24 protein-coding genes are annotated in these 25,686 nt (G+C 35.0%); 18 read left to right on the forward strand and 6 right to left on the reverse strand.

The window, feature by feature from the left end; translation table 11 throughout:
- Positions 1-229 precede the first annotated feature (229 nt).
- The 6 genes from gyrB (at position 230) to EL260_RS09800 (ending at position 8,811) form a co-directional block, all read left to right on the forward strand.
- Entirely contained in the window at positions 230-2,164 is a 1,935-nt protein-coding gene (gyrB, locus tag EL260_RS09775; protein WP_123860095.1) for a DNA topoisomerase (ATP-hydrolyzing) subunit B, read from the forward strand.
- A gap of 82 nt (positions 2,165-2,246) precedes the next feature.
- A complete protein-coding gene (locus EL260_RS09780) occupies positions 2,247-2,669 on the forward strand; it encodes a DUF5684 domain-containing protein (RefSeq protein WP_123860096.1) in 423 nt (140 codons plus the stop codon).
- 492 nt (positions 2,670-3,161) lie between these two features.
- Positions 3,162-5,054, forward strand: coding sequence for a DUF3857 domain-containing protein (locus tag EL260_RS09785; protein WP_123860097.1), 1,893 nt, complete (start codon positions 3,162-3,164; stop codon positions 5,052-5,054).
- Between the two features lie 2 nt (positions 5,055-5,056).
- Entirely contained in the window at positions 5,057-6,988 is a 1,932-nt protein-coding gene (locus tag EL260_RS09790) for a transglutaminase-like domain-containing protein (protein ID WP_123860098.1), read from the forward strand.
- 99 nt (positions 6,989-7,087) lie between these two features.
- A complete protein-coding gene (locus EL260_RS09795; RefSeq protein ID WP_123860099.1) occupies positions 7,088-7,915 on the forward strand; it encodes an RsiV family protein in 828 nt (275 codons plus the stop codon).
- A 44-nt stretch (positions 7,916-7,959) separates the two neighbouring features.
- Complete coding sequence (locus EL260_RS09800; protein WP_123860100.1) at positions 7,960-8,811, forward strand: diacylglycerol/lipid kinase family protein; 852 nt, start codon at positions 7,960-7,962, stop codon at positions 8,809-8,811.
- Between the two features lie 9 nt (positions 8,812-8,820).
- Here the strand turns inward: EL260_RS09800 and EL260_RS09805 are convergent, their stop codons facing one another.
- From EL260_RS09805 to ggt, 3 genes are all read right to left on the reverse strand, one after another.
- A complete protein-coding gene (locus EL260_RS09805) occupies positions 8,821-9,324 on the reverse strand; it encodes a hypothetical protein (RefSeq protein ID WP_123860101.1) in 504 nt (167 codons plus the stop codon).
- A 5-nt stretch (positions 9,325-9,329) separates the two neighbouring features.
- Positions 9,330-10,610 (reverse strand): dicarboxylate/amino acid:cation symporter, encoded by a 1,281-nt coding sequence (locus tag EL260_RS09810; protein WP_123860102.1) that lies wholly within the window; start codon positions 10,608-10,610, stop codon positions 9,330-9,332.
- A gap of 186 nt (positions 10,611-10,796) precedes the next feature.
- Positions 10,797-12,485, reverse strand: coding sequence for a gamma-glutamyltransferase (ggt, locus tag EL260_RS09815; RefSeq protein WP_123860103.1), 1,689 nt, complete (start codon positions 12,483-12,485; stop codon positions 10,797-10,799).
- Positions 12,486-12,820: 335 nt separating this feature from the next.
- Between ggt and EL260_RS09820 the strand changes: the two genes are divergently transcribed.
- The 3 genes from EL260_RS09820 (at position 12,821) to EL260_RS09830 (ending at position 15,260) form a co-directional block, all read left to right on the forward strand.
- The gene (locus tag EL260_RS09820) at positions 12,821-13,786 is read left to right on the forward strand and encodes an NAD-dependent epimerase/dehydratase family protein (protein WP_123860104.1); all 966 of its coding nucleotides are present in this window, start codon (positions 12,821-12,823) and stop codon (positions 13,784-13,786) included.
- 84 nt (positions 13,787-13,870) lie between these two features.
- Positions 13,871-14,623, forward strand: coding sequence for a polysaccharide deacetylase family protein (locus EL260_RS09825; protein ID WP_123860105.1), 753 nt, complete (start codon positions 13,871-13,873; stop codon positions 14,621-14,623).
- A gap of 10 nt (positions 14,624-14,633) precedes the next feature.
- Positions 14,634-15,260 (forward strand): hypothetical protein, encoded by a 627-nt coding sequence (locus EL260_RS09830; RefSeq protein ID WP_123860106.1) that lies wholly within the window; start codon positions 14,634-14,636, stop codon positions 15,258-15,260.
- Between the two features lie 68 nt (positions 15,261-15,328).
- On the opposite strand, the gene EL260_RS09835 is transcribed toward EL260_RS09830, so the two are convergent.
- A complete protein-coding gene (locus EL260_RS09835; protein WP_123860107.1) occupies positions 15,329-16,534 on the reverse strand; it encodes a metallophosphoesterase in 1,206 nt (401 codons plus the stop codon).
- A gap of 70 nt (positions 16,535-16,604) precedes the next feature.
- Positions 16,605-17,672, reverse strand: a complete 1,068-nt coding sequence (locus EL260_RS09840; protein ID WP_123860108.1) for a 3-oxoacyl-ACP synthase III family protein — start codon at positions 17,670-17,672, stop codon at positions 16,605-16,607.
- Between the two features lie 101 nt (positions 17,673-17,773).
- On the opposite strand from EL260_RS09840, the gene EL260_RS09845 reads away from it, so the two are divergent.
- The 9 genes from EL260_RS09845 to EL260_RS09885 all read left to right on the forward strand — a co-directional run bounded on the left by EL260_RS09845 (position 17,774) and on the right by EL260_RS09885 (position 24,560).
- Complete coding sequence (locus EL260_RS09845) at positions 17,774-18,343, forward strand: hypothetical protein (RefSeq protein WP_123860109.1); 570 nt, start codon at positions 17,774-17,776, stop codon at positions 18,341-18,343.
- 3 nt (positions 18,344-18,346) lie between these two features.
- Positions 18,347-19,078: a bifunctional demethylmenaquinone methyltransferase/2-methoxy-6-polyprenyl-1,4-benzoquinol methylase UbiE gene (ubiE, locus tag EL260_RS09850; RefSeq protein ID WP_034695974.1), complete on the forward strand. Its 732-nt coding sequence runs from the start codon at positions 18,347-18,349 to the stop codon at positions 19,076-19,078.
- 3 nt (positions 19,079-19,081) lie between these two features.
- Positions 19,082-19,867: a type IX secretion/gliding motility protein PorT/SprT gene (gene porT / locus EL260_RS09855; protein ID WP_123860110.1), complete on the forward strand. Its 786-nt coding sequence runs from the start codon at positions 19,082-19,084 to the stop codon at positions 19,865-19,867.
- Positions 19,868-20,006: 139 nt separating this feature from the next.
- On the forward strand, positions 20,007-20,309 hold the full coding sequence (locus EL260_RS09860; protein WP_123860111.1) for a hypothetical protein: 303 nt from the start codon (positions 20,007-20,009) through the stop codon (positions 20,307-20,309).
- Positions 20,309-20,596 carry a cell division protein ZapA gene (locus tag EL260_RS09865; protein WP_089733225.1) on the forward strand — a complete coding sequence of 96 codons (288 nt, stop codon included), beginning with the start codon at positions 20,309-20,311 and terminating at the stop codon, positions 20,594-20,596. Before EL260_RS09860 ends, EL260_RS09865 begins: the two co-directional genes overlap by 1 nt.
- Before the next feature lie 231 nt (positions 20,597-20,827).
- Complete coding sequence (gene rny, locus EL260_RS09870; RefSeq protein WP_185145903.1) at positions 20,828-22,393, forward strand: ribonuclease Y; 1,566 nt, start codon at positions 20,828-20,830, stop codon at positions 22,391-22,393.
- A gap of 73 nt (positions 22,394-22,466) precedes the next feature.
- Positions 22,467-23,708: an MFS transporter gene (locus EL260_RS09875; protein ID WP_123860113.1), complete on the forward strand. Its 1,242-nt coding sequence runs from the start codon at positions 22,467-22,469 to the stop codon at positions 23,706-23,708.
- Positions 23,709-23,847: 139 nt separating this feature from the next.
- Positions 23,848-24,033: a hypothetical protein gene (locus tag EL260_RS09880; RefSeq protein ID WP_123860114.1), complete on the forward strand. Its 186-nt coding sequence runs from the start codon at positions 23,848-23,850 to the stop codon at positions 24,031-24,033.
- A gap of 344 nt (positions 24,034-24,377) precedes the next feature.
- Positions 24,378-24,560, forward strand: coding sequence for a hypothetical protein (locus tag EL260_RS09885; RefSeq protein ID WP_123860115.1), 183 nt, complete (start codon positions 24,378-24,380; stop codon positions 24,558-24,560).
- Between the two features lie 75 nt (positions 24,561-24,635).
- On the opposite strand, the gene EL260_RS09890 is transcribed toward EL260_RS09885, so the two are convergent.
- Positions 24,636-25,571, reverse strand: a complete 936-nt coding sequence (locus EL260_RS09890; protein ID WP_123860116.1) for a YeiH family protein — start codon at positions 25,569-25,571, stop codon at positions 24,636-24,638.
- Between the last annotated feature and the right edge of the window lie 115 nt (positions 25,572-25,686).

Below are 25,686 nucleotides of genomic sequence, written 5' to 3' on the forward strand. Positions count from 1 at the left end.
CAACTTTTCAGTAAATAAATTTACGCATAAATTATTGATGTTGAGTATGATTTAAAACAGTTGATATTTCAGTAATACATTTTAAATTTGAATCTTTTATTGGCTAGCCATTCCTTATGTTTTCGCTAAGAAAACTCTACATTTTTTTGACACTTTTTAACTTTCATACCTCGAAAAAAATCACGATATTTGTAAGTCTTTGCATATAGCAAGATTTTTAATATTTAATATGAGTCAAAAACAATATACAGCTAGTAGTATTCAGGCATTGGAAGGAATGGAGCACGTACGTATGCGTCCTTCAATGTACATTGGTGATGTGGGATTAAGAGGTCTCCATCATTTGGTTTATGAAGTAGTAGATAACTCTATCGACGAAGCATTGGCAGGATTCTGCGACACGATCTTTGTTGCCATTAAAGAAGGTAACGGGATCGAAGTGAGCGATAACGGTAGAGGTATTCCGGTTGACTTCCACGAAAAAGAACAAAAATCTGCTCTTGAGGTTGTAATGACAAAAATTGGAGCCGGAGGTAAGTTTGATAAAGACTCTTACAAGGTTTCAGGAGGTCTTCACGGGGTTGGAGTATCATGTGTGAATGCACTTTCCAACGAGATGATCACTACGGTTTACAGAGATGGAAACGTTTATCAGCAGATCTATTCCAAAGGAAAAGCACAAACAGGTGTTGAAGAAATTGGGAATAGTGACAAAAGAGGAACAAAACAGTTTTTCCAGCCGGATGATACTATTTTTACAGAATTAGTTTATAATTATGATACTTTAGCAAGCCGCTTAAGAGAACTTTCTTATCTTAATAAGGGAATTACGATTACCCTTACCGATGAAAGAGAGAAATTAGAAGACGGTTCTTTCAGATCAGAAATTTTCCATTCTGAAGGAGGATTAAAGGAATTCGTTGCTTATATCGATGGAAATCGTGAATCTATTATGGAACACGTGATTTTCATGGAAGGAGAAAGAGATAATATTCCTGTAGAAGTAGCAATGCGTTACAATACTTCCTTCAATGAGAACCTTCACTCATATGTAAATAACATCAACACTCATGAAGGAGGAACTCACTTAGCAGGTTTCAGACGTGCTTTAACGAGAACTTTAAAGAAATATGCAGACGAATTGGGGCTTCCGGCAAAAGAAAAAGTAGAAATTACAGGAGATGACTTCCGTGAAGGATTAACCGCTGTAATTTCTGTAAAAGTAATGGAACCTCAGTTTGAAGGACAGACCAAAACGAAATTAGGAAATTCTGAAGTTTCTGGTGCTGTAGATAAAATTGTAGGGGAAATGCTTACTAACTTTTTGGAAGAGAACCCTAATGAAGCTAAAACTATTGTTCAAAAAGTGGTTCTCGCTGCAAAAGCAAGACAGGCAGCTAAGAAAGCTCGTGAAATGGTTCAGAGAAAATCTCCGATGGGAGGATCTGGACTACCAGGAAAACTATCTGACTGTTCATCTAAAGACCCAGCTGAATCTGAAATATTTCTTGTGGAGGGAGATTCCGCAGGTGGAACAGCGAAACAAGGACGTGATAGACACTTCCAGGCTATTCTTCCACTAAGAGGTAAGATTTTGAATGTAGAAAAATCTATGCTTCATAAAGTATATGATAATGAAGAGATCAGGAATATCTATACTGCTCTTGGAGTTTCTGTAGGAACAGAAGAAGATAGCAAAGCATTAAATATGGTAAAGTTAAGATACCATAAAGTTGTTATTATGACCGATGCTGATATTGATGGATCTCACATCTCTACCCTAATTCTTACTTTCTTCTTCAGATATATGAAGGAACTTATTGAGAATGGATATATTTATATTGCTCAGCCTCCTTTATATCTATTGAAAAAAGGAAACAAAAAAGTATATGCTTATAACGAGAAAGAGCGTGAAGAGTTTACTTTAGAAATGTCTCCGGATGGAAAAGGTGTTGAAGTACAGCGTTACAAAGGTCTTGGAGAAATGAACCCTGAGCAACTTTGGGAAACAACTCTTAACCCTGAACACAGAATCCTGAAACAGGTGACTATTGATAATGCAGTGGAAGCAGACAGCGTTTTCTCAATGTTGATGGGAGATGAAGTTCCACCAAGAAGAGAATTTATCGAGAAAAATGCGAAATATGCAAAAATTGATGCATAAACGTTTTTTAAATATCAAAAAAAAGCTTCTAATTATTTAGAAGCTTTTTTTATATTTGGATAAACCAAATAAAAATAATACTATGTTAACTCTTTTACAAACAGACTCCTACAATGGGGTAGACGCAGTTTCTGGTGCAGCTGCTGCAGGATTAGGGATTGGATCAATGTTCATGAGCTTACTCGTATATCTGTTTTACGGATATTGTATGTTCAAAATCTTTAAAAAGGCAGGTAGAGAAGATGCTTGGGCAGCTTTTGTCCCTATCTACAATGCTGTTGTAATGTTGGATATTGTGAAAAAACCGATATGGTGGATTATCTTATTCTTAATTCCATTCGTAAATCTTTATGCCGCATGGGTGGTTAATGACAGATTGGCGAAAGGTTTTGGAAAAGAGACTCCTCTCTATACAATCTTGCTGTTCTTCCTCGGGTTTATTTTTATTCCCGTTTTGGGACTTGGAAGTGATACTTATGACAGTAAAAGAATTCCGAATGATTAGAAAAACAAATAAAAATTTAAGACTTCAGTAACGGAGTCTTTTTTTATAGATAATTGTTTGTAGAATTTATTGTACTCTTTTGTGTAATTAATTCTACAGATATTGAATTATATCAATTGAAAATTATTCTAAATTTGAAATCGCAGACAATATGAAATTTACTGTTTCATATTAAAATATTTTTAATTTTAAATGATTCAAAAGATCTATACATTCAAACCGTCATTTTTGTTTGTATATTAACAACCTTTGATTATTTACAACCTTATTAGATTAAGGTAAATTTAGGATAATGCTTTTTTAAGTATTAGTTGAGGCTTCACAATGTGGAGCCTTTATTGTTTCATTGATTTTGGGATTTTTATTTATAAAATATTGAAAATTAAATGATTGAATTTATATTAGGCTAGGTTTGTCTTTTTTAAAACTATTATTTTTAGTTTTATTTAACATTTGTTAAGATTTTATTATTTTTGTCTAATTTTAATAACCATGATGAAAATACTATTTCTAGGGGCCTTGTCTACAGCCTCAATATATTTTGCCCAAAGCTATCCGGTTTCTTCAATTCCCGAGAACTTAAAAAAAAATGCTAACGCGGTAATCAGAAAGAATCTGACAACTGTTCAGATCAATAAAGTCGATGAAATAAAATATCAATATAATACGGTAACGACAGTTTTAAATAAAGATGGTAGCGAAAAAGCTATAGCTTATATTCCTTATGACAAAGCAAAAAGTATTTCTGATGTAAAAGTTACCATTTATGATGAATTCGGTAAGAAGGTAAAAAGTTATTCTAAATCTGACTTTAGTGATTTTGCCAATAATACACAAGGTGTGTTTTATTCTGATAATAGAGTAATGGTTTTATTATATAGCTCAACAAAATATCCTTACACTATTGATTTTTCATACCAGTCTGAAGATAAAAATACCATTTTTATTCCTGACTTTCTCCCATTTTATTCTACCAATACATCTCTGGAAGAATCACAGATGAAAATTATCAATACTTCAGGAATTGATCTTCGAACCAAAATTTATCCGTCAAAGTATAATTATGCTTTAGTAATGGAAGAGGGGAACGGAAATGAAAAAACATATTCTTACAAAAATGTTCCGGCGATAGATGATATTTCAATGATTCCGGAACCAGTTAAAATATTACCAAAAGTAAGTTTCGCTCTTACAAAGTTCAATCTGGCTGGAAAGCAGGGAACTTTAAATAACTGGACAGATTTCGGTACTTGGTATTATAGTAACCTTGTTGAACCTGCAGCATTATCTACTCCTGATATTAAGGCTGAAGTTGCTTCTTTACAGCTTCAGGGTTCTGTAGCAGAAAAAGTAAAGAAAATCTATCAATATATGCAGACCAAAACCAGATATATATATGTAGGATTGGGAATTGGAGGGTGGCTTCCCATGATGCCGGACGAAGTGCATAAAAAAGGTTATGGAGATTGTAAAGGACTTACCAATTATATGAAAACACTTTTAAATGAAGCAGGAATACCTTCCTATTATTGTGTTATCAATTCAGGGCTTTCTCAGGTTTCATTTGATCCCGACTTCCCTAGAATGGGTGGAAACCATGCTATTTTAATGGTACCGACTGAAAATGGAAATATCTGGCTTGAAAACACCTCACAACAGATAGCATTTAATCATTTGGGATCCAGTACCACAGATAGGAATGTACTGTCTGTAAAGAAAAACGGAATAGAATTGATTAATACTCCGGTATATACAGCTGATCAAAATAAAGAAAAACAAAAATTAAAAATAAAGATTGGTGAGGATAACAGTATTACCGGGGAAGGAAATTTTTTCTACACGGGAAATCAATACGATTATAACCTCGGATTGGCCAATCTTAATCCAAAAGAAAAGAATGATGCCATTAAAAAAAGGTTTGATGTTTTAAGCTTTGAAAAAGTTGAAATGAAAAACTTTGTCAATGATAAAGATAAAGCTGCCATTACCTATGATTTAGATTTTGAAACCCATAATTATTGCAAAAATGCAGGAAATAGTCTCATTTTCAGAGCTGTTCCTATTTCTTCAGATGGTGTTTACAAAACAGACGAAAACCGCGAACTTCCTTTTGAGGTCAGACAATCTTTTGAGGATGAATATGAAATCAGTTTTATCATACCTAACGGTTATAAAACGGACGAAACTCCAGATAATGTTAATATTGATTCAGAATTTGGAAATTATAAGCTAAGTTTTGTTAAAAATGATGACGGAATAAAAGTAACTCGAAAAATGCTGATCAATAAAGGAACTTTCCCCAAAGAGAGATACAATGATTATGTAGGCTTTAGGAAAAAGATCATAAACATGGATAACTCAAAAATTTTAATCACAAAAATATAAAGATGAAAAAAATAATATTAGTGCTGATTTGCTCGGCGAATATAATGGCGATTAATGCCCAAAAACATGAGTTTTTGAATCCTCCTAAATTTTCTGAAGGAGATCTTTCTAAAACAAAATCATTATTAGATGAAAATGCTCCCGCAGAAATTTTGTATAGATCTGTACATTATATGGTTGATGCCGGCTCTGGAGAGTTTTCTAAAAGATATTATTACAGAATAAAAATCTATGACAAAGATAAAGCTGAAGACTGGCTTAATTTGGAAATTCCTCTTTATCAGACAAGCGGATCCAAAGAAACATTAGGAAAGTTCAAGGCTTTCACCTATAATCTTGAGAATGGAAAAACAGTTCCTATAAAAGTTGAGAAAAGTTCGCAATATAAAAGCAAGGAAAGTAAGTATGTAAATGTCAATAAGTTTGCTTTTCCTAATGTGAAGAATGGTTCTGTACTGGAATATCAGTATGAAATAATATCTCCATTTATATATATGATTCCTGAGGTTTTAATTGAAACAAATATCCCATCTCTTTATACAGAATATGTGTTCGATGCTCCAATTAGTGTCTCATATAATATTAATTATACAGGAGCTTTGATGCCTAAGTATAGAATGGTGGATGAAAAAAGTTTTTCAAGTGGTCAATATAAAGTATATAGGTTTGGGTATGAAAATGTTAAAGGTTTCAAAGCAGAAAAACTGATGAGAAATGACAGAAACTTTCGAACCAAAATAAGTGCAGAACTTCACTCTACCCACTTTAGAGAGCTTAAGCTTTATTCATCTTCGTGGGATCAGATCAGTAAAAGTCTTTATGAAAGTGAGGGTTTTGGGGATGAATTAAAGAAAACAAGATTGGCAAAGGATAATATGCCGGCAGGTGTTTTGGAAATGAAATCTGATTTTGAAAAAGCCAATGCTATATTTTCTTATGTTCAAAAAACATTTACATGGAATAAAGGAAGAGGAATTTATACAGATGATGGAATCAAAAAGATGCTGGAGACCAAAACAGGGAACTCTGCGGAAATTAACCTTTTCCTTGTCATGCTTCTCCGTGAGGCAGGATTAAAAGCAGATCCGATGGTTATCTCTACGGTAGATAACGGATTGATTAATCTGGCTTCACCTAATGTTTCCAACATGAATAATGTGCTGGCTTCTGTAGATATAAGTGGTAATTATCATACTTATGATGCTACTTCCAAGCAATCTTCTATGGATGAACTTCCTATGAGAGACTGGAATCAGTATGGAATTTTATTAACCAAAACTAAAGCTATACAGATTCAGTTGCAAAATATGAAAGAAAGCAGTAATTTTCTGACAGTGGATGCTAAACTTAATGATGATGGTAGTATTTCAGGATCTTATTCTGACAGAGATACGGGAACTTTTGCAATGAATGTAAAAGATAGTTATGATGAAAATCCTGAGAAATATAAAAAGCAGTATAAAGAAAATTATTCGATAGATTTTACAGGAATTGATTCAAAAGTATTAGATAATGGAGCTTTTGAAAGTACAATGAAATTTTCATCATCCAACTTAATAGATAGAGTAGGAAAGAAGTTAATTATCAATCCAATGCTGTTTTTAAGCAAGACATCCAATGAGTTTGATCAGACTGATGCCAGGAAATATCCTATCGACTTTGGGGCACCTACTATAAAAGTTAAAAAAGTATTTCTTGAAATTCCTGAAGGGTATGTAATTGAAGAAATGCCAAAAAATAAAAAGATTGTTACAGAAGATAAAGAGATTGCATACAGTTATAATATTGAACAAAAAGGAAATAAGTTAGAAATAACTTCAACTACAAAAGTATCAAGTGCCGATTACCCCAAAGAATATTACCCAGCATTCAAACAAATTTGGGGAGTTGCTTCCAAACATGAAAATCAAATTATCAGCTTAGTAAAGAAATAATTCTGAGCTGTTTGTAACCAATATTTATTTTTTTGGATAAATTTTTAAAACCATTCATCTTTTGAATGGTTTTTGTATTGAATACTTAAAATTAAAATTATGAAAAATACGATTTCCGTTCTTGCACTTTCTTCATTCTTTGTTTTTACAGCCTGTAAGAAAAATGAAGTAGCAGCAACTTCAACTGAGAAAACGGAAAATAAAAAATCCGAAGAATTTGTTGTAGATTCAGTCATAGTAAAAGATTCTACAAAAATTACAGACTCTCTAAAACTTAATTATATTTCCAAACTGCTGGTATTTCCTACTATAAAAGATAAAAAACTTTTAGACAGTATCTATTTCCAAAATGATAAAATAAAAGATTTTTCCAAGGCTGGTCTACAAGCTTATCTGGATAATGAAAAAAATAATTATTTCAGCTCTGTGAAAAATGATAGTAAAGATTGGGCTTCTGATATTACTTATGCTCAGGATTGGTATTCAAGTTCTCATATGAATCTTGTATCCAATGCTAATGGGTATATTCATATTCAATATACGGGAAGTGGATATGAAGGAGGTGCCCATGATAACTATGGATTTTCAGAAAGGATTTTTGACCTTAAAAACAATAAAAAATTGGAATTAAAGGATATTACTTCCACTTCAAAAGCTAAGCTTGAAGCAATATTGATGAAAAATATCAATAATATCAACAGCGGAGCAATGGATGGAGATGGAAGCGTAAAAAATTCTGAAATGTTATTGGTGGAAAAGATCCCGGCTTCAGACAACTTCTATTTTGATGATAAAAACCTGTATTTTCACTATAGTCCATATGAAATTGCGGCATTTGCAGCAGGAGATATCACAATTCCTATTTCATGGGAAGAGCTGAAGGGTACATTAAATACAGAATTTAAAGAAAGAATGAAAATTAAATAACTTAATGCTTCCGGGTTCAGGAAGCATTCTCTATTTTTGTGGTAATGGAAAAAGTAGCTTTTATCATCAATCCTTTTTCGGCCAAAAAGAATTATCAGCCGTTTTTGAATGAACTTAAAAATAAGGTAGGTAATCCTTTGTATTATGTCTCCGAATCTATTCCGGGAACAGACGAATTTATTAAAAAACATTTTGATGAAGTCGATATTTTTGTGGCCATTGGAGGAGATGGAACCATTTCTACCGTAGCCAAGAACCTGATTTTTACAGACAAAATACTGGCAATTTTCCCGGCAGGCTCAGGAAATGGATTTTCCAATGAGACCCGTTTCAGCAAGAACCTGGATGAGCTTTTAGAGAAAATAAAGGCTAAGCAATCCAGGAAAATTGATACTTTTACGGTCAACGATAGGCTTTCCATCAATGTTTCAGGAACAGGGTTTGACGGGAAAGTGGTGAAAGAGTTTGAAAAGACCAGCCGTGGTTTCAAAAACTATATTAAAGTTTCACTGAAGACTTTCTTTAACTATAGACCTATCAAGGTTACTTTTTTTGAGGAAGAATATAAGCAGTACAACGGTAGATACCTGATGCTTAATATTGCTAATACCCGCCAGTTCGGGAATAACGCCTATATAGCACCTCAAGCAAGCAAAAGTGATGGATTGGTAGATATGGTTTTGGTAAAAAAATTCCCTTTGACCTATTCCGCATTGTTCGCTTTCAGAATGTTTACGAAGAAATTAAAAGATGATGAATACGTAACTTATCTTCCGGTTTCAGAAATCTCATTTAAAGTAAATACCAAAAACTGGCACCTTGATGGTGAATTTAATAAGATAGAGTCACCCATTCATGTGAAAGTACAACCGGCAAGTTTGAATATTTTGGTTTAAATTTTTTATTTAATTAGTTCCATCAAAGCCGTAAATATCTCCATAGTCATTTTTACATTTTCTAAAGAATTGTTGAGGCAACCCATTTTTTAAATTAACTCTTGTGATTGTATTTTTATCGCAATTATCATCAGTATTTTGAAAGATTAGAATTCCATTTTTTAATTTGGTAGGTAAATAGGTATTTAAAGTCAAATAATAATTTCCAATATATTGATTTTTTTCATTAAAAATCAAAATTCTGTTTGTCGCCCTTTGAGCTAATCCCCAGACCCATACAGAATTCATTATTTTAAAGGTCTTTCTTTTATTTGTTCTTACAGTTCCTAAATAGGTTAAGTGTGTTTCCATACCTCCCTTTTCGTTCCATTTGCCAAAAACAAGTTCTCTTCCAATTAATTTTTTTTGCAAAACCTTTAAACGAATTTTACTGTCATTGATCTGAGATTTTCCAAAAGCAGGAACTAATATAACCAGAGCAAAGAATAGTTGAACTCTATGTATCCTTTTCATAAAGATCAAATTTCTAATTTCTTTTCTATTTCATGAGGATTATCCAGGCAATATTGTAATTGATCCTTATCTAGCTGTTTCTCCCAATTTGCTACCACAACAGTTGCTACAGAGTTCCCGATAACATTCGTTAAGGCACGGCATTCACTCATAAATTTATCAATTCCAAGAATTAAGGTCATTCCGGCTATAGGGATTTCTGGAACAACGGCTAATGTTGCTGCCAATGTTACAAACCCTGCACCAGTAACACCTGCAGCTCCTTTTGAGCTTAGCATGGCTACTAAAAGAAGCATCAGCTGTTTTTCAATAGGGAGGTGAATATTGAGTGCCTGTGCTATAAATAGCGAAGCAAGAGTCATATAGATATTGGTTCCATCGAGATTGAAAGAGTAGCCCGTAGGAACTACAAGGCCTACTATGGTTCGTGAGCAGCCTGCCTTTTCCATTTTCTCCATGATTCCAGGAAGGGCAGATTCCGAAGAGCTTGTCCCTAAAACCAAAAGAAGCTCTTCTTTTAGATAAAGTAATAGTTTGAAAATGTTAAAACCGTTATACCATGCCACTGCTCCTAACACTAAAACTACAAAAAGGAAAGAGGTAATATAGAAAGTAGCCACCAGGAATATAAGATTCAGAACAGAATGAAGTCCATATTTTCCTATGGTAAATGCCATCGCTCCGAATGCACCTATCGGTGCAAGTTTCATTAGGATATGTACGATTTTGAATATCGGAGCAGACAGAGCCTGAAGAAAATCGGTTACTTTTTGGCTTTTTTCCTTCGTTAAAACCAAGGCGACTCCTGTTAAAATAGCAACAAGAAGGACCTGAAGGATGTTTTCACCTACTAAAGGACTGAAAAGAGTTTCAGGGATAATGTTCATAATGAAACCCGTAAGTGTGGATTCATGAGCCTTCTGCTGATATTCTGATACATTTCCGGTAAGAGTTGCCGGATCAATATTTAAGCCGTGGCCGGGTTGTAATAGATTCCCGACTACCAAACCAATGATAAGGGCCAGAGTAGAGAAGGTGAAGAAATAGATCATTGCTTTTATGGCAATTCTTCCCACTTTTTTGAGATCTGTCATATGAGCAATTCCCAAAGTAAGCGTAATGAAGATAACCGGAGCAATAATCATTTTTACCAATTTGATGAAGCCATCTCCTAAAGGTTTCATTTTTTCTCCCAGTTCAGGATAAAAGTTTCCAAGAAAAATACCTGCTGTGATGGCGATGATAACCTGAAAATAGAGCTGATTGTATATTTTTTTTGCTTTCAATGAACAGTCGTTTTGTTTTTTTAAGGGCGAAAATTAAGAAATTTTATCTTAAAAACTGACAAAAGTCATGAAAAATAATCTGTGGTTTCAGACTTGGGTGGTTCAAAAAAGACTTCGGCTTCATTCCGTATAGACCATCTGGTCCTTGAAATGAAGCCGAAGCTACATGAGGGTGGATGATAATGTTTATTCTACTGCTACAGAGTCATCTCCACGTCCATCTGCCACAGCATGGATGTTCCCGTTTTCATCGAGGACAATAACTTCCGTTTTTCCAATCTGTTTTACCTTTTCAAAGGTGTAATTCTTCTTTTTAAGTTCAGCAATAGTGCTTTCCGGGAAATTATTTTCAACTTTTATTGTTTCCGGAAGCCACTGGTGGTGAAACTTAGGGGCATTTACTGAAATATTAGCATTTAATTTAAAATCAACAACATTGACAATAGACTGGTATACTGAAGTGGGAATAGTAGTTCCTCCCGGAGTTCCTACTACCATGTAAGGTTTTCCGTTTTTAAGCAGAATCGTAGGAGTCATGGAAGAAAGCATTCTTTTATTGGGCTGTATAGCATTTGCCTCACCTCCTACGGCTCCAAACATGTTTGGAACTCCTGGCTTAATAGAGAAATCATCCATTTCATTATTTAAGAAGAATCCGGCTCCGGAAACCAAAACTTTACTCCCATAATAGCCGTTCAGTGTAGTGGTTACGGAGGCTGCATTTCCATCCTTATCAAGCACAGAAATGTGAGTGGTTTGTGTAGATTCTTTAGGTTGTTCTATGATTTTTCCAACTTCTGAACTTGGAGTGGCTTTATCAAAGCTAAAGCTTTTCCATCTGCCTTTTAAATATTCATCAGAAATCAGGTAAGAAGTTTTATCCTGGATAAAATCTGGATCACCCATATATTCAGCTCTGTCGGCAAAAGCTCTTCTTTCTGCTTCAGTCATAATTTGTACAGCCTGTGCTGAATTTTGCTGGTATTTTTCAAGGTTTTCAAAGCTGGCCATTCTCAGCATTTGAGCAAGAAGCAGCCCGCCACTGGAAGGTAAGGGCATTGAAACTACATTATTTCCTTTATATTCAAACTCCAGGGCCTTTCTTTCAGCAACCTTATAATTTTTAAGATCTTCAAAAGTAACAATTCCGTTCCCTCTTTTCATTTCAGCAATCAGGAGATCGGCTGTTTTACCTTCATAGAATCCTTTTGCTCCCAGTTTTTGGATCAGTTTTAGCGTTTCTGCAAGATCTTTCTGTACTAAAAGGTCGCCTGCTTTCCATGGAGCATCCTTTACAAAAATGATAGCTGATTTATTATGTTTCTTAAAATGGTCTCTATTGTTATTAAGCATTTCAGCTTCCTGTTCCGTGATGGCAAATCCTTGTTCTGCCAGATCAATAGCGGGCTGAATGATCTTTTCCATTGGAAGTTTACAGTATTTCAGGGTAGCAAAGAACCCTGCCACACTTCCCGGAATACCTACTGCCAGGCGTCCGTTTTGAGATAGGTCTGTGTTGGCTTTTCCATTTTTATCGAGATACATATCCCTGGAGGCTTTTTTAGGAGCCGTTTCTCTGTAATCCAAAGTGAATCTTTCACCATTATTTTTTACACCTACCAGAAATCCGCCACCTCCAATGTTTCCTGCCTGAGGATAAACTACTGCCAGTGCATATTGAGTAGCGGTAATGGCATCGTAGGCATTTCCTCCCATTCTCAGGATTTTTGCTCCTGCTTCACTTGCTAATGGATGTGCAGATACTACTACACCTTTATTCTTAACCTTTACCTCTTTTACAATATTGATATCTGTAAATTGGGCCCAGCTAAGCTGGCTGGCTAATATAATCGAAGCAATTAAAATCTTCTTCATAATGATTGTTTTTCTTATAACAAAAATATGGAAATTACATTAATAACCTTGGGTTGGAGTCAGGAAAGTAAGATAGAGAGATGAGGAGGCTGGAAAAAGGAAGTTAAGCGTTTCTACGGGCCTTATAGCCTATATAAATATGCTCAATAGGTAATACGTTTGATTTTCTATTGTTTTAAAGACTTTAATGGCTTCCCTCTTCAAGGTTCTTGCTTTTCTCAGAATTTAACTTTAAAAAATTTCATGGCAATCGGGGAATGTATTTTAAATACACCTTTATTATTATGGTTGACATGTTTTTTTTACTTTTGTACAATTCTAAAAAAATCTAAAAAATGGAATCCTATACGGAAAGAATACTGATTACAGGTGCTCTGGGACAAATTGGCACCGAGCTTACCAATAGACTTGTTGAAATTCATGGAGCGGAAAATGTTGTCGCTTCAGGGCTGGACAGATGGCAGGAAGGAATTACCTCTGCGGGGCACTATGAAAGAATGGATGTTACCAATACTCAATTAGTGAGACAGGTCGTAAAGGATTACGACATCACTACAGTCTACCATCTTGCATCGCTTTTATCCGGTACTTCGGAAAAGCAGCCTATTTTCGCATGGAAATTAAATCTTGAACCACTTCTTCATTTTTGTGAAATGGCGAAAGAGGGGCTTCTTAAAAAGATCTTCTGGCCAAGTTCTATCGCGGTGTTTGGAAAAGGAATTCCAAAACATGATGTAGGACAGGAGGTAGTGCTGAATCCAACAACAGTGTATGGGATTTCTAAGATGGCAGGGGAGAAGTGGTGCGAATACTATTTCGACAAATACGGCGTGGATGTAAGAAGTATCAGGTATCCTGGGTTGATCTCCTGGAAGACTCCGGCAGGGGGTGGAACAACAGACTATGCTGTTGAGATTTTCTATAAAGCTATTGAAGATGGTAAGTATACAAGTTTCATTTCTGAGGACACGGGAATGCCAATGTTGTATATGGATGATGCTATCAACGCAACTCTAAAATTAATGGATGCATCGAAGGAAAGTTTAACCGTTCGTTCATCTTATAATTTAGGAGGAATGTCATTTACGCCAAAAGAACTGGCAGAAGAAATCAAGAAAGAAATTCCTGATTTCAGCATTGATTATAATCCTGATTTCAGACAGGCAATTGCAGATTCTTGGCCTGCTTCTATTGATGATTCTGTTGCTAAAAAAGACTGGGGATTAGCGTATGATTTTGGAATTTCTGAAATGACAAAAGACATGATTAAGAATCTAAAAGTAAAATTAGCAAAGAATTAGTAATATAAAGTAATGCTTTAAATAATCAATCTTTTAACGATTGATTTTTAGTGTATTATAGTTTTTATCTAAAATTTAATTAAAATGATATTGTTGACTTTTAACATTGCAAATATTGAAGCTGAAACAAAAATTGGCTCTCAAATTACCGGTGATGTAAGGTTGAAAATTACAGAAGAGAATACAAAAGCAATTCTCAGAATTTTAGATATTCATGATATAAAAGCAAGTTTTTTTATAGAGATTTCTCTTACTGAAAAACTGCAGAATCTTATAAAAGCAATTTCATCCAAAGGGCATGAAATTGCTTTTTATAATCAAGGTTCAAATCTTGAAGAAATTGAAAATGCCAAGAAGAATATTCAGGATCTTTTAGAAAAACAAATTAGGGGAATTCGTCAGAAAGATGTAAAAATTCCACAGGAGAATCTGAAGCTTTTGGAGTTTAATTATGTCTCCAATATCGATAATGCGAATATCCTTTTTCCGTTCAAACGCCTGAGAAGAGATACTGAAATTACAGAAGAAGATGGACTGAGTATTGTGCCGGAAAGTATCTCTCCTTACAGCCAGTTACCTTACAATGATTTTGTATTTCAGATGCTGCCAATGAAGTATTATCAGAACATGGTGCTAGAGACCTTGCAGAATGAAGAATTTGTGCTGATTTATCTTAACATCTGGCAGTTTACAGATTTTAATAAATACCGTTTTGATATTCCTTTTTACAGAAGATTGTTTTCAGGTAGAAAAATGGAAGATAAGCTAGAAGACTTTCTTTCTTTTATTAATGACAAAGAAATGGCCACTTCCCGCATGAAAGATTATATATTTTAATACCCTAACAATGATAAAACCAGTCTTACAGTTGCCTAAAACAATACGCTTTCTAAAAGAGGATGAGCTTCCGCAAAATAATGTATCTGTATTGAAGAGGTGGGAGGAAAGTAAGGTGGCAAATATAGTTGAAGGGTATACTTTAACTTTTAATAATAATCCTGAAAATAACAATTTAGGATTCAAGTTTTACGCAGAAATCAATATAGATAATCCGAAGCTTTGGAATCTGATGGTGGCTCTTTCAGAAACTCTTCCCAATGAAGTTGCTTTTCTGTTTGGGCATATAGACTTCGACTTGAATTATGGGAATTATCAGGATAAAGAAAGTACACTGAATTTTATAACCCAACATCAGTATGAATTGGCTGAAGATGCTTTTATCAACTTTGGATTAATTTATAATGATAAAGAAACCCTTATTGAGATATTTGTTGACGAAAGCAAATATGTAAAGTACTGGGGCGTTGATGAAGAATGGTTCAGGGCAATAATGAAAGAATTCGGGCTGAAAGAGGTGAAAGGGCTTGAGTTTGTAGATGAATTTCCGAAAATCCGTGAAGCTTTAGCTGTTTTAGACGAAAAAGCACTTGATTCAAAGTCGCTTATTGAACTCTTTGCCCAAAAGTACCTTTAAATCAAATGCTGTTATTGTGCGGGAAACCGGTGATTTATGATCAGATTATATCCTGAATCCCATATCTGTTAACTCAATTCAAAAAGGGTAATCTCCGGAAGAATACCCACTCTTCCTGGATATCCCAATACGCCAAATCCTCTGTTTACATAAAGTAACTTCCCTTCGCTTTCATAAAGATCCGCCCATTTTGGGTAACGGTATTGGACTGGTGACCACTTAATGTTCTTAAGGTCCAGGCCGAATTGCATTCCGTGAGTATGACCTGAAAGGGTCAGATGAATGTTTCCTGGGTGTTTTTTCACCACATAATCAAAGTGAGTAGGGTCATGGCTCATTAAGATCTTTGTAGCGGATTCAGGAACTCCTTTTAAAGCATCGTCAATTTTTCCAAACTGAGGGAAAGGCTTCAGTCCCCAATTTTCAACTCCCAGAATGTATAGTTTTTCTCCGTCCTTCTCAATGACTCTGTGTTCGTTTCTTAGCATGTCAAATCCTGCTTGTTTTTCATAATCGATCAAAGTGTCAAGATTTTTCTTTTTGGCATCAGAAGAGGTCCAGGTTACATAATCTCCATAATCATGGTTTCCTAGTACCGAAAACTTGCCATCTTTAGCCTTGATTTGTGAAAATAGAGGGATGAATGGTTTGAACTCATCCGCTACATTATTCACCATGTCTCCTGTAAATAAAACAAGATCAGGCTTCTGCTCGTTGATCAGGTCAACAGCGTGCTGTAACTTGCTTGGGTCGGAAAAGCTTCCACTGTGAACATCAGAGATTTGAATGATTTTATATCCTTTAAAAACCTTTGGAAGATTAGGGAACTTTACTTTCACTCTTCTTACTTTGTGACGGTATTTCCCAAATGTAATTCCGTCTATGAATAAGGCGGAAAGTACACCGCTCATTCCCAATCCTACAAGACTCAGAAATTTACGCCTTTCCGGAAAGAAGTTTTCAGCAGGTTTTGCGAATCCTACCAAATAGCCTCCGAATCTGATGATGTCATCGATCAATAAAAATAAAACCACAAAAATTTTGGGAAGAATAAAAATCAAAAATAATGAAATCATAATTTGAGCTCTTACAGTACTTCTGTCTGATCTTTGGTAATGAGTGACTTCGTAAGCAAAAATCCCATATATGGCTAAAGATAGTACCCAATATCCGATTCTTATCCATGAATTATCAGTAAGAGTTCTGATAGCCTGATAAATATATACTTCCAAAAACAGGAAGATTCCGGCGATGATTAAAAAATTCTTTTGCATATTCTGATTCAAAAAAAGCACAAAAGAAGACTTCCTTTGTGCTTTTTATTTATTTTAATTAAAATTATTTTTAAGGAAATCTATAAACGATAGCATTAATGTTCATTCCGGCACCTACCGAAGTCATTATGATGTTACCATTTTCTTTAAACGATTGACCTTCCATTTTTCCTTTAATTATTAAATCATACATGGTAGGAATAGTTGCAACAGACGTATTTCCAAGGTTTTGGATTGTCATAGGAGAGATGGCGTGATTGTATTCTTTCACATCATAAAGTCTGTGAAGTCTTTCAATCATAGCATAATCCATTTTTGCATTAGCCTGGTGGATAAGGATTTTGTCAATATCTTCAATAGAAAGACCGGCATCAGTAATGGTGTCTTTAATAGCTACAGGAACGTTTTTAAGAGCATATTCGTAGATTTTTCTACCTAACATTCTTACATATAAACGTTTTTGATCTACTTCCTTGTTGATGGAAGGTTGGTTTTCCAGGTAATTTAATTCAGGACCATTGTCACATATTGTGTTATGGGCAATAATACCTACATTTTCTTTATCTGTTGCCTTTACTACTACTGCACCAGCACCATCAGCAAAGATCATTCTGTTTCTGTCATAAGGATCTGTTACACGGCTTAATGTTTCAGCTCCAATAATAAGAATGGTTTTGGCAACGTTAGCCTTAATCAGGTTGTCTGCTAAAATCATACCTTCAACCCATCCCGGACATCCAAAAATCATGTCATACGTTACGCATTTTCTGTTTTTAATTCCCAGTTTATTTTTCACTCTTGCTGCCATCGTTGGCATAAAGTCTGCGTATCCGTTCTCAGTAACTTCCCCGAAATTACTTGCGTAAATAATATAATCCAGTTCTTCGCCGTCTACTTTTGCATCCTCAAGAGCAATTTTTGCGGCTTCATAACCGATCTGTGAGTTGGAAAGATCATCCTCAATGAATCTCCTGTTTTCGATTTCTGTAATTTCTACAAACTTCGCAATGGTCTCTTCCACAGGTTTTTCAATCTTTACTCCTTCTTCAGTGTAGAACTCGGAATTCATGAAGTAATCTCTACCAATAACTCTGTTCGGAATGTAAGATCCAGAGCCAATAATGATCGTATTCGGCATTCTTCTATATGATTTTTTTAAAGATGCAAAGTTAATAATTAATATTAATAACGGAGAATTAAAAATATTATTAAATTTGCAAAAATTGTACTTTACAATCTATGAAAAACAACCCATCCTTAAAAGGCTTACTTATTGCAGGTGTGGCGTTTATCGTTGCCTTTGGCATCTACTTCCTTTTTTTAGCCAAGAAGAATTATTATGTTGTAGATAATCCTACCCCAAACACGTATTACTTTAAAATCAATAATGGTTCTGAAGGAGTTATCTCAGCGGGGCAGTATGTGCATGTGGATTTGAATAAGGGAAAAAACTCTATTCAGGTTTTCGATCAGAATAAAAAAATGCTTTACGATTCAGCATTTGAAGTAAACAAACTTCGTGGTCTGCTTAATATTGCGCATCAGGATTACTATGTGAATGAACAGTACTACGGGTATAACCTTAAAAAAGATTCGTTATTGACAGCGCTAGACAAGACTGTTATTGACGGAAAGGATTACTACGGAGGAGCAAAGCGTTTCAATAAGCTTTACACAGAAGATTTTTATTACAATGTAGATGAAGATTATGACAAAGTGGTCAAGAATGTCCAGAAAGTGGAATCAAGATCAAAAGTCTTCAGAAAACAGGATTTCCTAAATTATTATAAAGAATATTACAAGTTTTAAGTTTTGACAAAAGATATCACTAAAGTTACTCCCTACAATTCTGAGGCTACAAAGAAGAGCCAGGTAGAGGATATGTTCGACAATATTGCGCCGAAGTATGACCTTTTGAACCGTGTTTTATCCATGAAAATTGATATTTTATGGAGAAATAAATTGGTAAAATGGATGAAAAATGATAACCCGCAAGAAGTGCTGGATGTGGCTACTGGAACGGGAGATCTGGCAATTACGATAGAAAAAGGAACCGGTTCAAAAGTAGTTGGTTTAGATTTATCACAACAAATGCTCAATGTTGGCGTTATTAAAATAAAAAAACTTAAATTAGACGGCAAAATTTCCATGCAAAAAGGAGATGCAGAAAATTTACCTTTCGAGGACAATAGATTTGATGCTGTTTCCGTTGCATTTGGAGTAAGGAATTTTGAGAACCTTACCAAAGGTTTGGCAGAGTTAAGAAGAGTAGTTAAAGATAACAAGAGTGTTTATATACTGGAGTTTTCAAAGGTTGAGGGTTTCATGGGGCCATTTTATATGTTTTATTTCAAAAATATATTACCTGCAATAGGTAGGCTGGTTTCCAAAGATAATAGGGCGTATACATACCTTCCGGATTCTGTAAATGCTTTTCCTTTCGGGGAGAAGATGAAGCAAATTCTTTTAGATACGGGATTTAAGAAAGTTGAATATAAAAAATTAAGTTTGGGTATAGCCACAATTTATAAAGCAACAAAGTAACCTATGAATAAATTTCTATTAAAAGCACTGGTTTTAACCTCAGTAAATGTTGCCGTTTTTGCAAACGCGCAATTTAGAACCCGAAACAGAATGGATAAGTTGGAAGATTTCGACGAGCAGAAATTCAGTTGGGGTTTTTATTTGAACGGGAATAAACTGGACTACCGAATCGTATTACATCCAACCTATGGGATGAAAGATAATCAGAATCTTGTTACCAGTACCAAAGAAAGTTACAGCTTCGGTGCGGGGCTTATTGCAAAATGGAGACTGAATGATTATCTGGATGTAAGAGTAGAGCCGGGGTTGCAGTTTGCACAAAGACAGCTGACTTTTAATACTCAATCCAATGATGAATATGCAGGTGGATCTGTAACGAATCCCCCTTTTATGCCAATCCCTCTACAGGAAAAAGATAAAGTAAGGGATATTAAATCTACATTGGTTGACATTCCGGTACTTTTGGAGCTTCACGGAAGAAGATGGTATAACTCAAGACCTTATATTGCTGCTGGGGTGAACTATGTAGTGAACCTACAGTCTAATTCCAGTTCTACAGATGATAATATGCAACAGATCTTCAGATCTACAACCCACAACTTTGCGTGGTCTGCAGAAATGGGAATTCAGTTTTATTTCAACAAATTTAAATTGACCCCTGCCATTAGAGGAACATTCTTCATGAATAATGAAAAAGTGGCTGATAATGCTACTACACCTCCTTACTGGGCTTCTGCAGTCTCTACATTACAGACCAGAGCTGTAATGTTTGTACTGAAATTTGAATAAGAATTTATCATATTAAAAATACTCAGGAGGTGCTTTTGCACCTCCTTTTTTGTTGAGAGATCAAAATATAGGACTATTTATTTTTGTTAGTGTTAATATTTTTTTATTTTTGCTTCTAGTTAGAATATACAAACCTGAAATGCTTCAAGATTTAGAAAACAATTTTTCAGAATTAGAGAGAAAAATTTTGGCTCTGCAAAAGAATTACAGAAATCTTACTGAAAAGTTATCAGAATTAAGTAGTGAGCATGAAGAGCTGAAGATGAAATATGATGAGGAGAGAAGACGAAATCAGGTATTAGCAGAAGAACAAAAAAATATAAAGCTTTATTCAGCAATATCAGGAAATCCTGAACACAATAGATTAATGAAAAACCATATCAACAGATTGGTTAAAGAAATTGATTTCTGTATTGCTCAGCTTCAAAACAGTGGATTATAATGGAGGTAAGGAGAATAACCGTAAACATTGCAGGAAGAGTATATCCGCTGAACGTACCGGCAGCAGAAGAAGAAACGTTGCGTAAGGTAGGGAAGCAGATCGAGAATATGATTAAAGATTTTGAACAGAACTTCGATGTAAGAGATAAACAAGATGCTTTGGCAATGTGTGCTCTGAAACTGGGAACCAATGCAGAAGTAGTTTCTCTTAACTACGAAAAAAATATTAATTCAACCAACGAAAGATTAGAACAGATTAATCAATCGTTGAATGAAATCGGGAAATAGATTTTTTTTCCTGAACAAACTGCCTACAATGATTCTAACACATTAAAGGTAAACTCAACGCTAAACAATTACCGAACAAATGTCCTCTGAATGGCGCGCCGGTCTTCCGGATTACAGACAGTGGAAATCAGTTCAAATCGTGTTGATTAGGAGTTTACTCTCAATCTCTGGATTATTGTGGGCTTTTTTATTTTTAAAGGATATGAATACAATTAAAACTCAATATACATTATGATAGAAGTTATAGTCGGTGTTGTATGTTTAGTAATCGGGGCTGCCGTGGGAATGTTTTTCTCAAGAAGTTCTCTGAATACTAAGGCAAAATTTATTATAGATGATGCCAATAAAAACGCCGAAAACCTTATAGAAAAAGCTAACGTACAGGCTGAATCCATAAAGAAAGAAAAGAATCTTCAGGCTAAAGAAAAGTTTCTTGAATTGAAATCACAGCATGATGCTGATATCCAGTCCCGCGAAAAGAAAATGCAGGAAGTTGAGAAAAGGACTAAAGACAAGGAACATAAGCTTAATGATGAGCTTAGTAAGACTGGAAAACTTGAAAAGGATTTAGACAGACAGATTGCAGATTACGCTAAGAAGAATGAAATTCTAGACAGAAAACAACAGGAATTAGATATAGCTACGGCTAAAAAAGTAGAAATACTTGAAAAAATCTCTAATTATACTGCTGATGAAGCTAAAGCAGAATTGGTAGAAACCATGAAAGCTGAAGCTAAAACAAGAGCTCAGGCGCACGTTCAGGGCATTATGGAGGAAGCTCAGATGAATGCTAAAAACGAAGCGAGAAAGATTGTTATCCAAACAATTCAAAGAATCGGAACAGAGCAGGCTATTGAGAACTCAGTATCAGTTTTCAACATTGAATCTGACGAAGTAAAAGGTAGAATAATTGGTAGAGAAGGTAGAAACATCCGTGCCTTAGAAGCGGTAACGGGAGTTGAGATCATCGTTGATGATACCCCTGAAGCTATTCTTCTTTCGTGCTTTGATCCTGTAAGAAGAGAGATCGCAAGACTATCCCTTCACAGATTGGTTACCGATGGTAGAATTCACCCGGCAAGAATCGAAGAAGTTGTAGAAAAGACAAGAAAACAAATTGAAGAGGAGATCATTGAAGTAGGAAAGAGAACAATTATTGATTTAGGAATCCACGGATTGCACCCTGAATTAATTAAGATCGTTGGTAGAATGAAATATCGTTCTTCTTATGGTCAGAACTTATTACAGCACTCAAGAGAAGTAGCTAATATTGCTGCAACAATGGCTGCTGAATTAGGATTAAACGTTAAATTGGCTAAGAGAGCAGGTCTGTTACACGATATTGGTAAAGTTCCTGAGCAGGAATCAGAATTACCACACGCTTTATTAGGAATGCAATGGGCTGAGAAATACGGTGAAAACCCAGAGGTTGTAAACGCAATCGGTGCTCACCACGACGAAATTGAAATGAAGTCTCTATTATCTCCGATCATTCAGGTAGCTGATGCGATTTCAGGAGCAAGACCAGGAGCAAGAAGACAGGTATTGGAATCTTATATCCAGAGATTAAAAGATCTTGAATCTGCAGCATTAAGTTTTGATGGAGTATCAAGCGCTTATGCCATTCAGGCAGGTAGAGAGCTAAGAGTAATGGTAGAGAGTGGAAAAGTAAATGACGAAGTAGCTTCTCAACTATCTTACGATATCTCTGAAAAGATCCAGAATGAACTTACTTACCCTGGACAGGTGAAAGTAACCGTAATCAGAGAAACAAGAGCCGTGAATATTGCAAGATAATAATCGGATAAAGATATTTTATAAAAACCTTTCAAGAAATTGAAAGGTTTTTTATTTTTATCAAAACTTAAAAATGCAAGAACTATCTCTGTCTTCAAAACTGAAGTACATTTTCTCTATTCCCGTTATTATTTCAGCCTTGGGCTATTTTGTAGATATCTATGACCTGCTCCTGTTTGGAATTGTAAGAATTCCCAGCTTGAAAGCATTAGGACTGAATCCGGATGCCGATGGAACTTTTATCCTGAACTGTCAGATGGTAGGGCTTCTGATTGGAGGCGTATTTTGGGGAATCTTTGGAGATAAAAAAGGGAGACTTTCTGTACTTTTTGGTTCTATTCTGGTTTATTCCCTCGCGAATATTGCCTGTGGTTTTCTCCCTTATTTTCCAAAAGAACATTTAGTATATCAATATGCCGCTTTAAGGTTTATTGCAGGAATAGGTCTTGCCGGAGAGCTGGGAGCCGGAATTACGCTGGTTTCTGAAAGCCTACCGAAGAATTTAAGAGCAATAGGAACCTCTGTTGTTGCCGGTTTTGGATTGATGGGGGCAGTTGTCGCTCAATTAACGGTAGAATTAGCCGGAGGATGGAATATCTCCTACATCATCGGCGGTATTATGGGAATTCTGTTATTACTCTTGAGAATCAGTGTTTCGGAATCAGGAATCTATAAAAATATTGAACATAAAAGCGTTTCTAAAGGCAATTTTTTGTCTTTTTTTACCAATAAAGATAGGTTGATAAGATACTTGAAATGTATTGCTGTGGGGTTGCCTACCTGGTATTGTATAGGGATTCTGGCTGTTTTAGCCAATCAATTTGCGCCTGAATTCGGAATTGAGGATCTTAACCCTGGAAAAGCAATTATGTGGGCTTATGTAGGTATTTCCGTTGGTGATCTGATGAGCGGTTTTATTTCGCATGCTTTGAAATCGCGTAAGATGGCCATATTTTATATGCTGCTTTTCACTTTGGTTGGGGTAGGGATTATGCTATTTGGAAATACCAATACGGAGACAAAATACTACTTATTTTGTGTATGGCTTGGCTTTGGTACCGGATATTGGGCGATGTTTGTTACGCTGGCAGCAGAACAGTTTGGAACCAATATCAGAAATACAGCAACCACTACTATTCCGAATATGGTAAGAGGATTAGTTCCTGTAATGATTTTGGCTTTTGATTCTCTTAAAAATAATTTTTCAGTAGTGGGAAGTGCTGCGATTGTAGGACTGGTAGTATTTGGATTGGCATTTTATTCTTCATTGACGATCTCAGAAACTCATGACAGAGATCTTGAATTCACTGAATAATAGGGTAGACAGTTTTTTATCTATTTTTAAATATGTGAAATTGAGTTAATTAACATTTTTTTATGTCTTGAATAACTTTTATTTATTTAATTTTAAAAACGAACTAACAAAATATATGTCTAATTAAAATCAAATCATCATGTCACAAAACATTTTTAAAAATGCTAAAAAGCTGGAAAGAGAGTCTCTTAAAGGTATTGTAGGAGGTGTGGGAGGTGTAGCCACCCCAGATCTTTCCAAATGTGGCTGTAGCTGTACTGGTGCAGTAACAGGTCCGTCATATTGTATAGAATATAAAAGATGTCTGCAGGTAATGACTTGCTAAATGAAAACATCACTATTTATTAAAAACCTTTTGAGAAATCAAAAGGTTTTATTTTTTGTGAGACATAAGAATCAGTAAACAATCAGACATTCCTTACATCCTAATTTCCTTATATTCTAATTCATTTTTACCTGCTATTAAAGCCTATTCCGGAAACTTTACATTTACAATTATTTTCAACTTGTTTAATAAATTAAGGTATTTTATAATGTTTATATATGTATTAATTTGTTTGTAATCAGTATTTTATTTAAAAATGTATTAAAATGTGTTGTGTGTAATTAATATTTGTTTAACTTTGGAAGCTAACTAAAACTATATTGTTTAATCAAAAAACTAATCACATGAACATTATTAAAAATGCTAAAAAGCTAAAGAAACAAGATCTTAAAAATATTACGGGAGGGATAAGTGGTAAACCAGATTTATCTCTTTGCGGATGCAGCTGCTCAGGTGCTGTAACAGGTCCTGACTATTGCTCAATACATATTGGTTGTCTGCAGGTGTATACTTGCGGAGAAGTTTAATAAATTGCTCGATGAATAAACATTTCCACATTTAATAGGCAGCACCCTTCTGATTTCAGAAGGGTGCTGCTGCTTTTAGTGAATAATATAAAGCAGACTGCCGATACTGATGGTAACCCAAAGAAGTACAGCGGTTAGCAAGGGTCTAAAACCTATTGTTTTTAAAGTTTGTAGGGAAAGAGTAGAACCGATAAAAAATAAAGTCAGATTCAGTCCGGATTTAGCAAAAGAAGTAATGGCAGTACTGAACTGATCCATAACAGGAAAATAAGTATTCAGTAGAATAGCCACAATAAAATAACCAATAAACCATGGAATTTTAATTTTTGAATCTTTGCTTTTAAAAACGAACATGGTGATCAGAGAAACCGGAATAATCCATAAAGCACGGGCTAATTTAACTGTAGTTGCAATTTTTAAAGCCTCATTGCCATATTTACTGGCCGCACCAACCACAGAGCTTGTATCATGGATTCCCACTGCGCACCACAGCCCAAACTGTTCCTGAGAAAGATGCAAAAGGTGCCCAATCGCAGGATAAACAAATAATGCAATGGAATTCAATGTAAAGACAATAGCCAACGCCAAAGAAATTTGCTTTGTGCTGGGTTTGATGATAGGGGCAACTGCAGCAATGGCACTTCCTCCACAGATAGCAGTTCCGGCAGACAAAAGGTAAGATAGGGGCCTTTCAAGTTTAAATATTCTCCCCAAGAAATAGCCTAAAACCATTACGGTGACAATACTTACAACAGTTAACATTAATCCTGTTTTACCAGCATGAAGTGCTTCATCCAGTTTTAATCCGAAGCCTAATCCTACAATTGAGACCTGTAACAAGAGATGAATATAGTGATGTAAATGTTTTTCAAATGGGTTTCCCATAAAAACAGCAAGGCCAAAACCTAATGCCAGAGCGATGGGAGAAGAAATTAATGGAGTTAGACATACAACTGCCAATCCAATAAAAACTACTTTGCGTGTTGTTTCATTGAGTATGAAATCTTTCATATTGCGAACTTTTAAAATCTGGTTCAAAATTCGGCAATATGTTATTATAAAGTAAATTGTATTTTGTTATGTTGGATAACTATAAGTTATAAAGTATAAAAGACAACTATCCATT

The sequence above is a fragment of the Chryseobacterium nakagawai genome (assembly GCF_900637665.1).
Taxonomy (GTDB): Bacteria; Bacteroidota; Bacteroidia; order Flavobacteriales; family Weeksellaceae; genus Chryseobacterium; species Chryseobacterium nakagawai.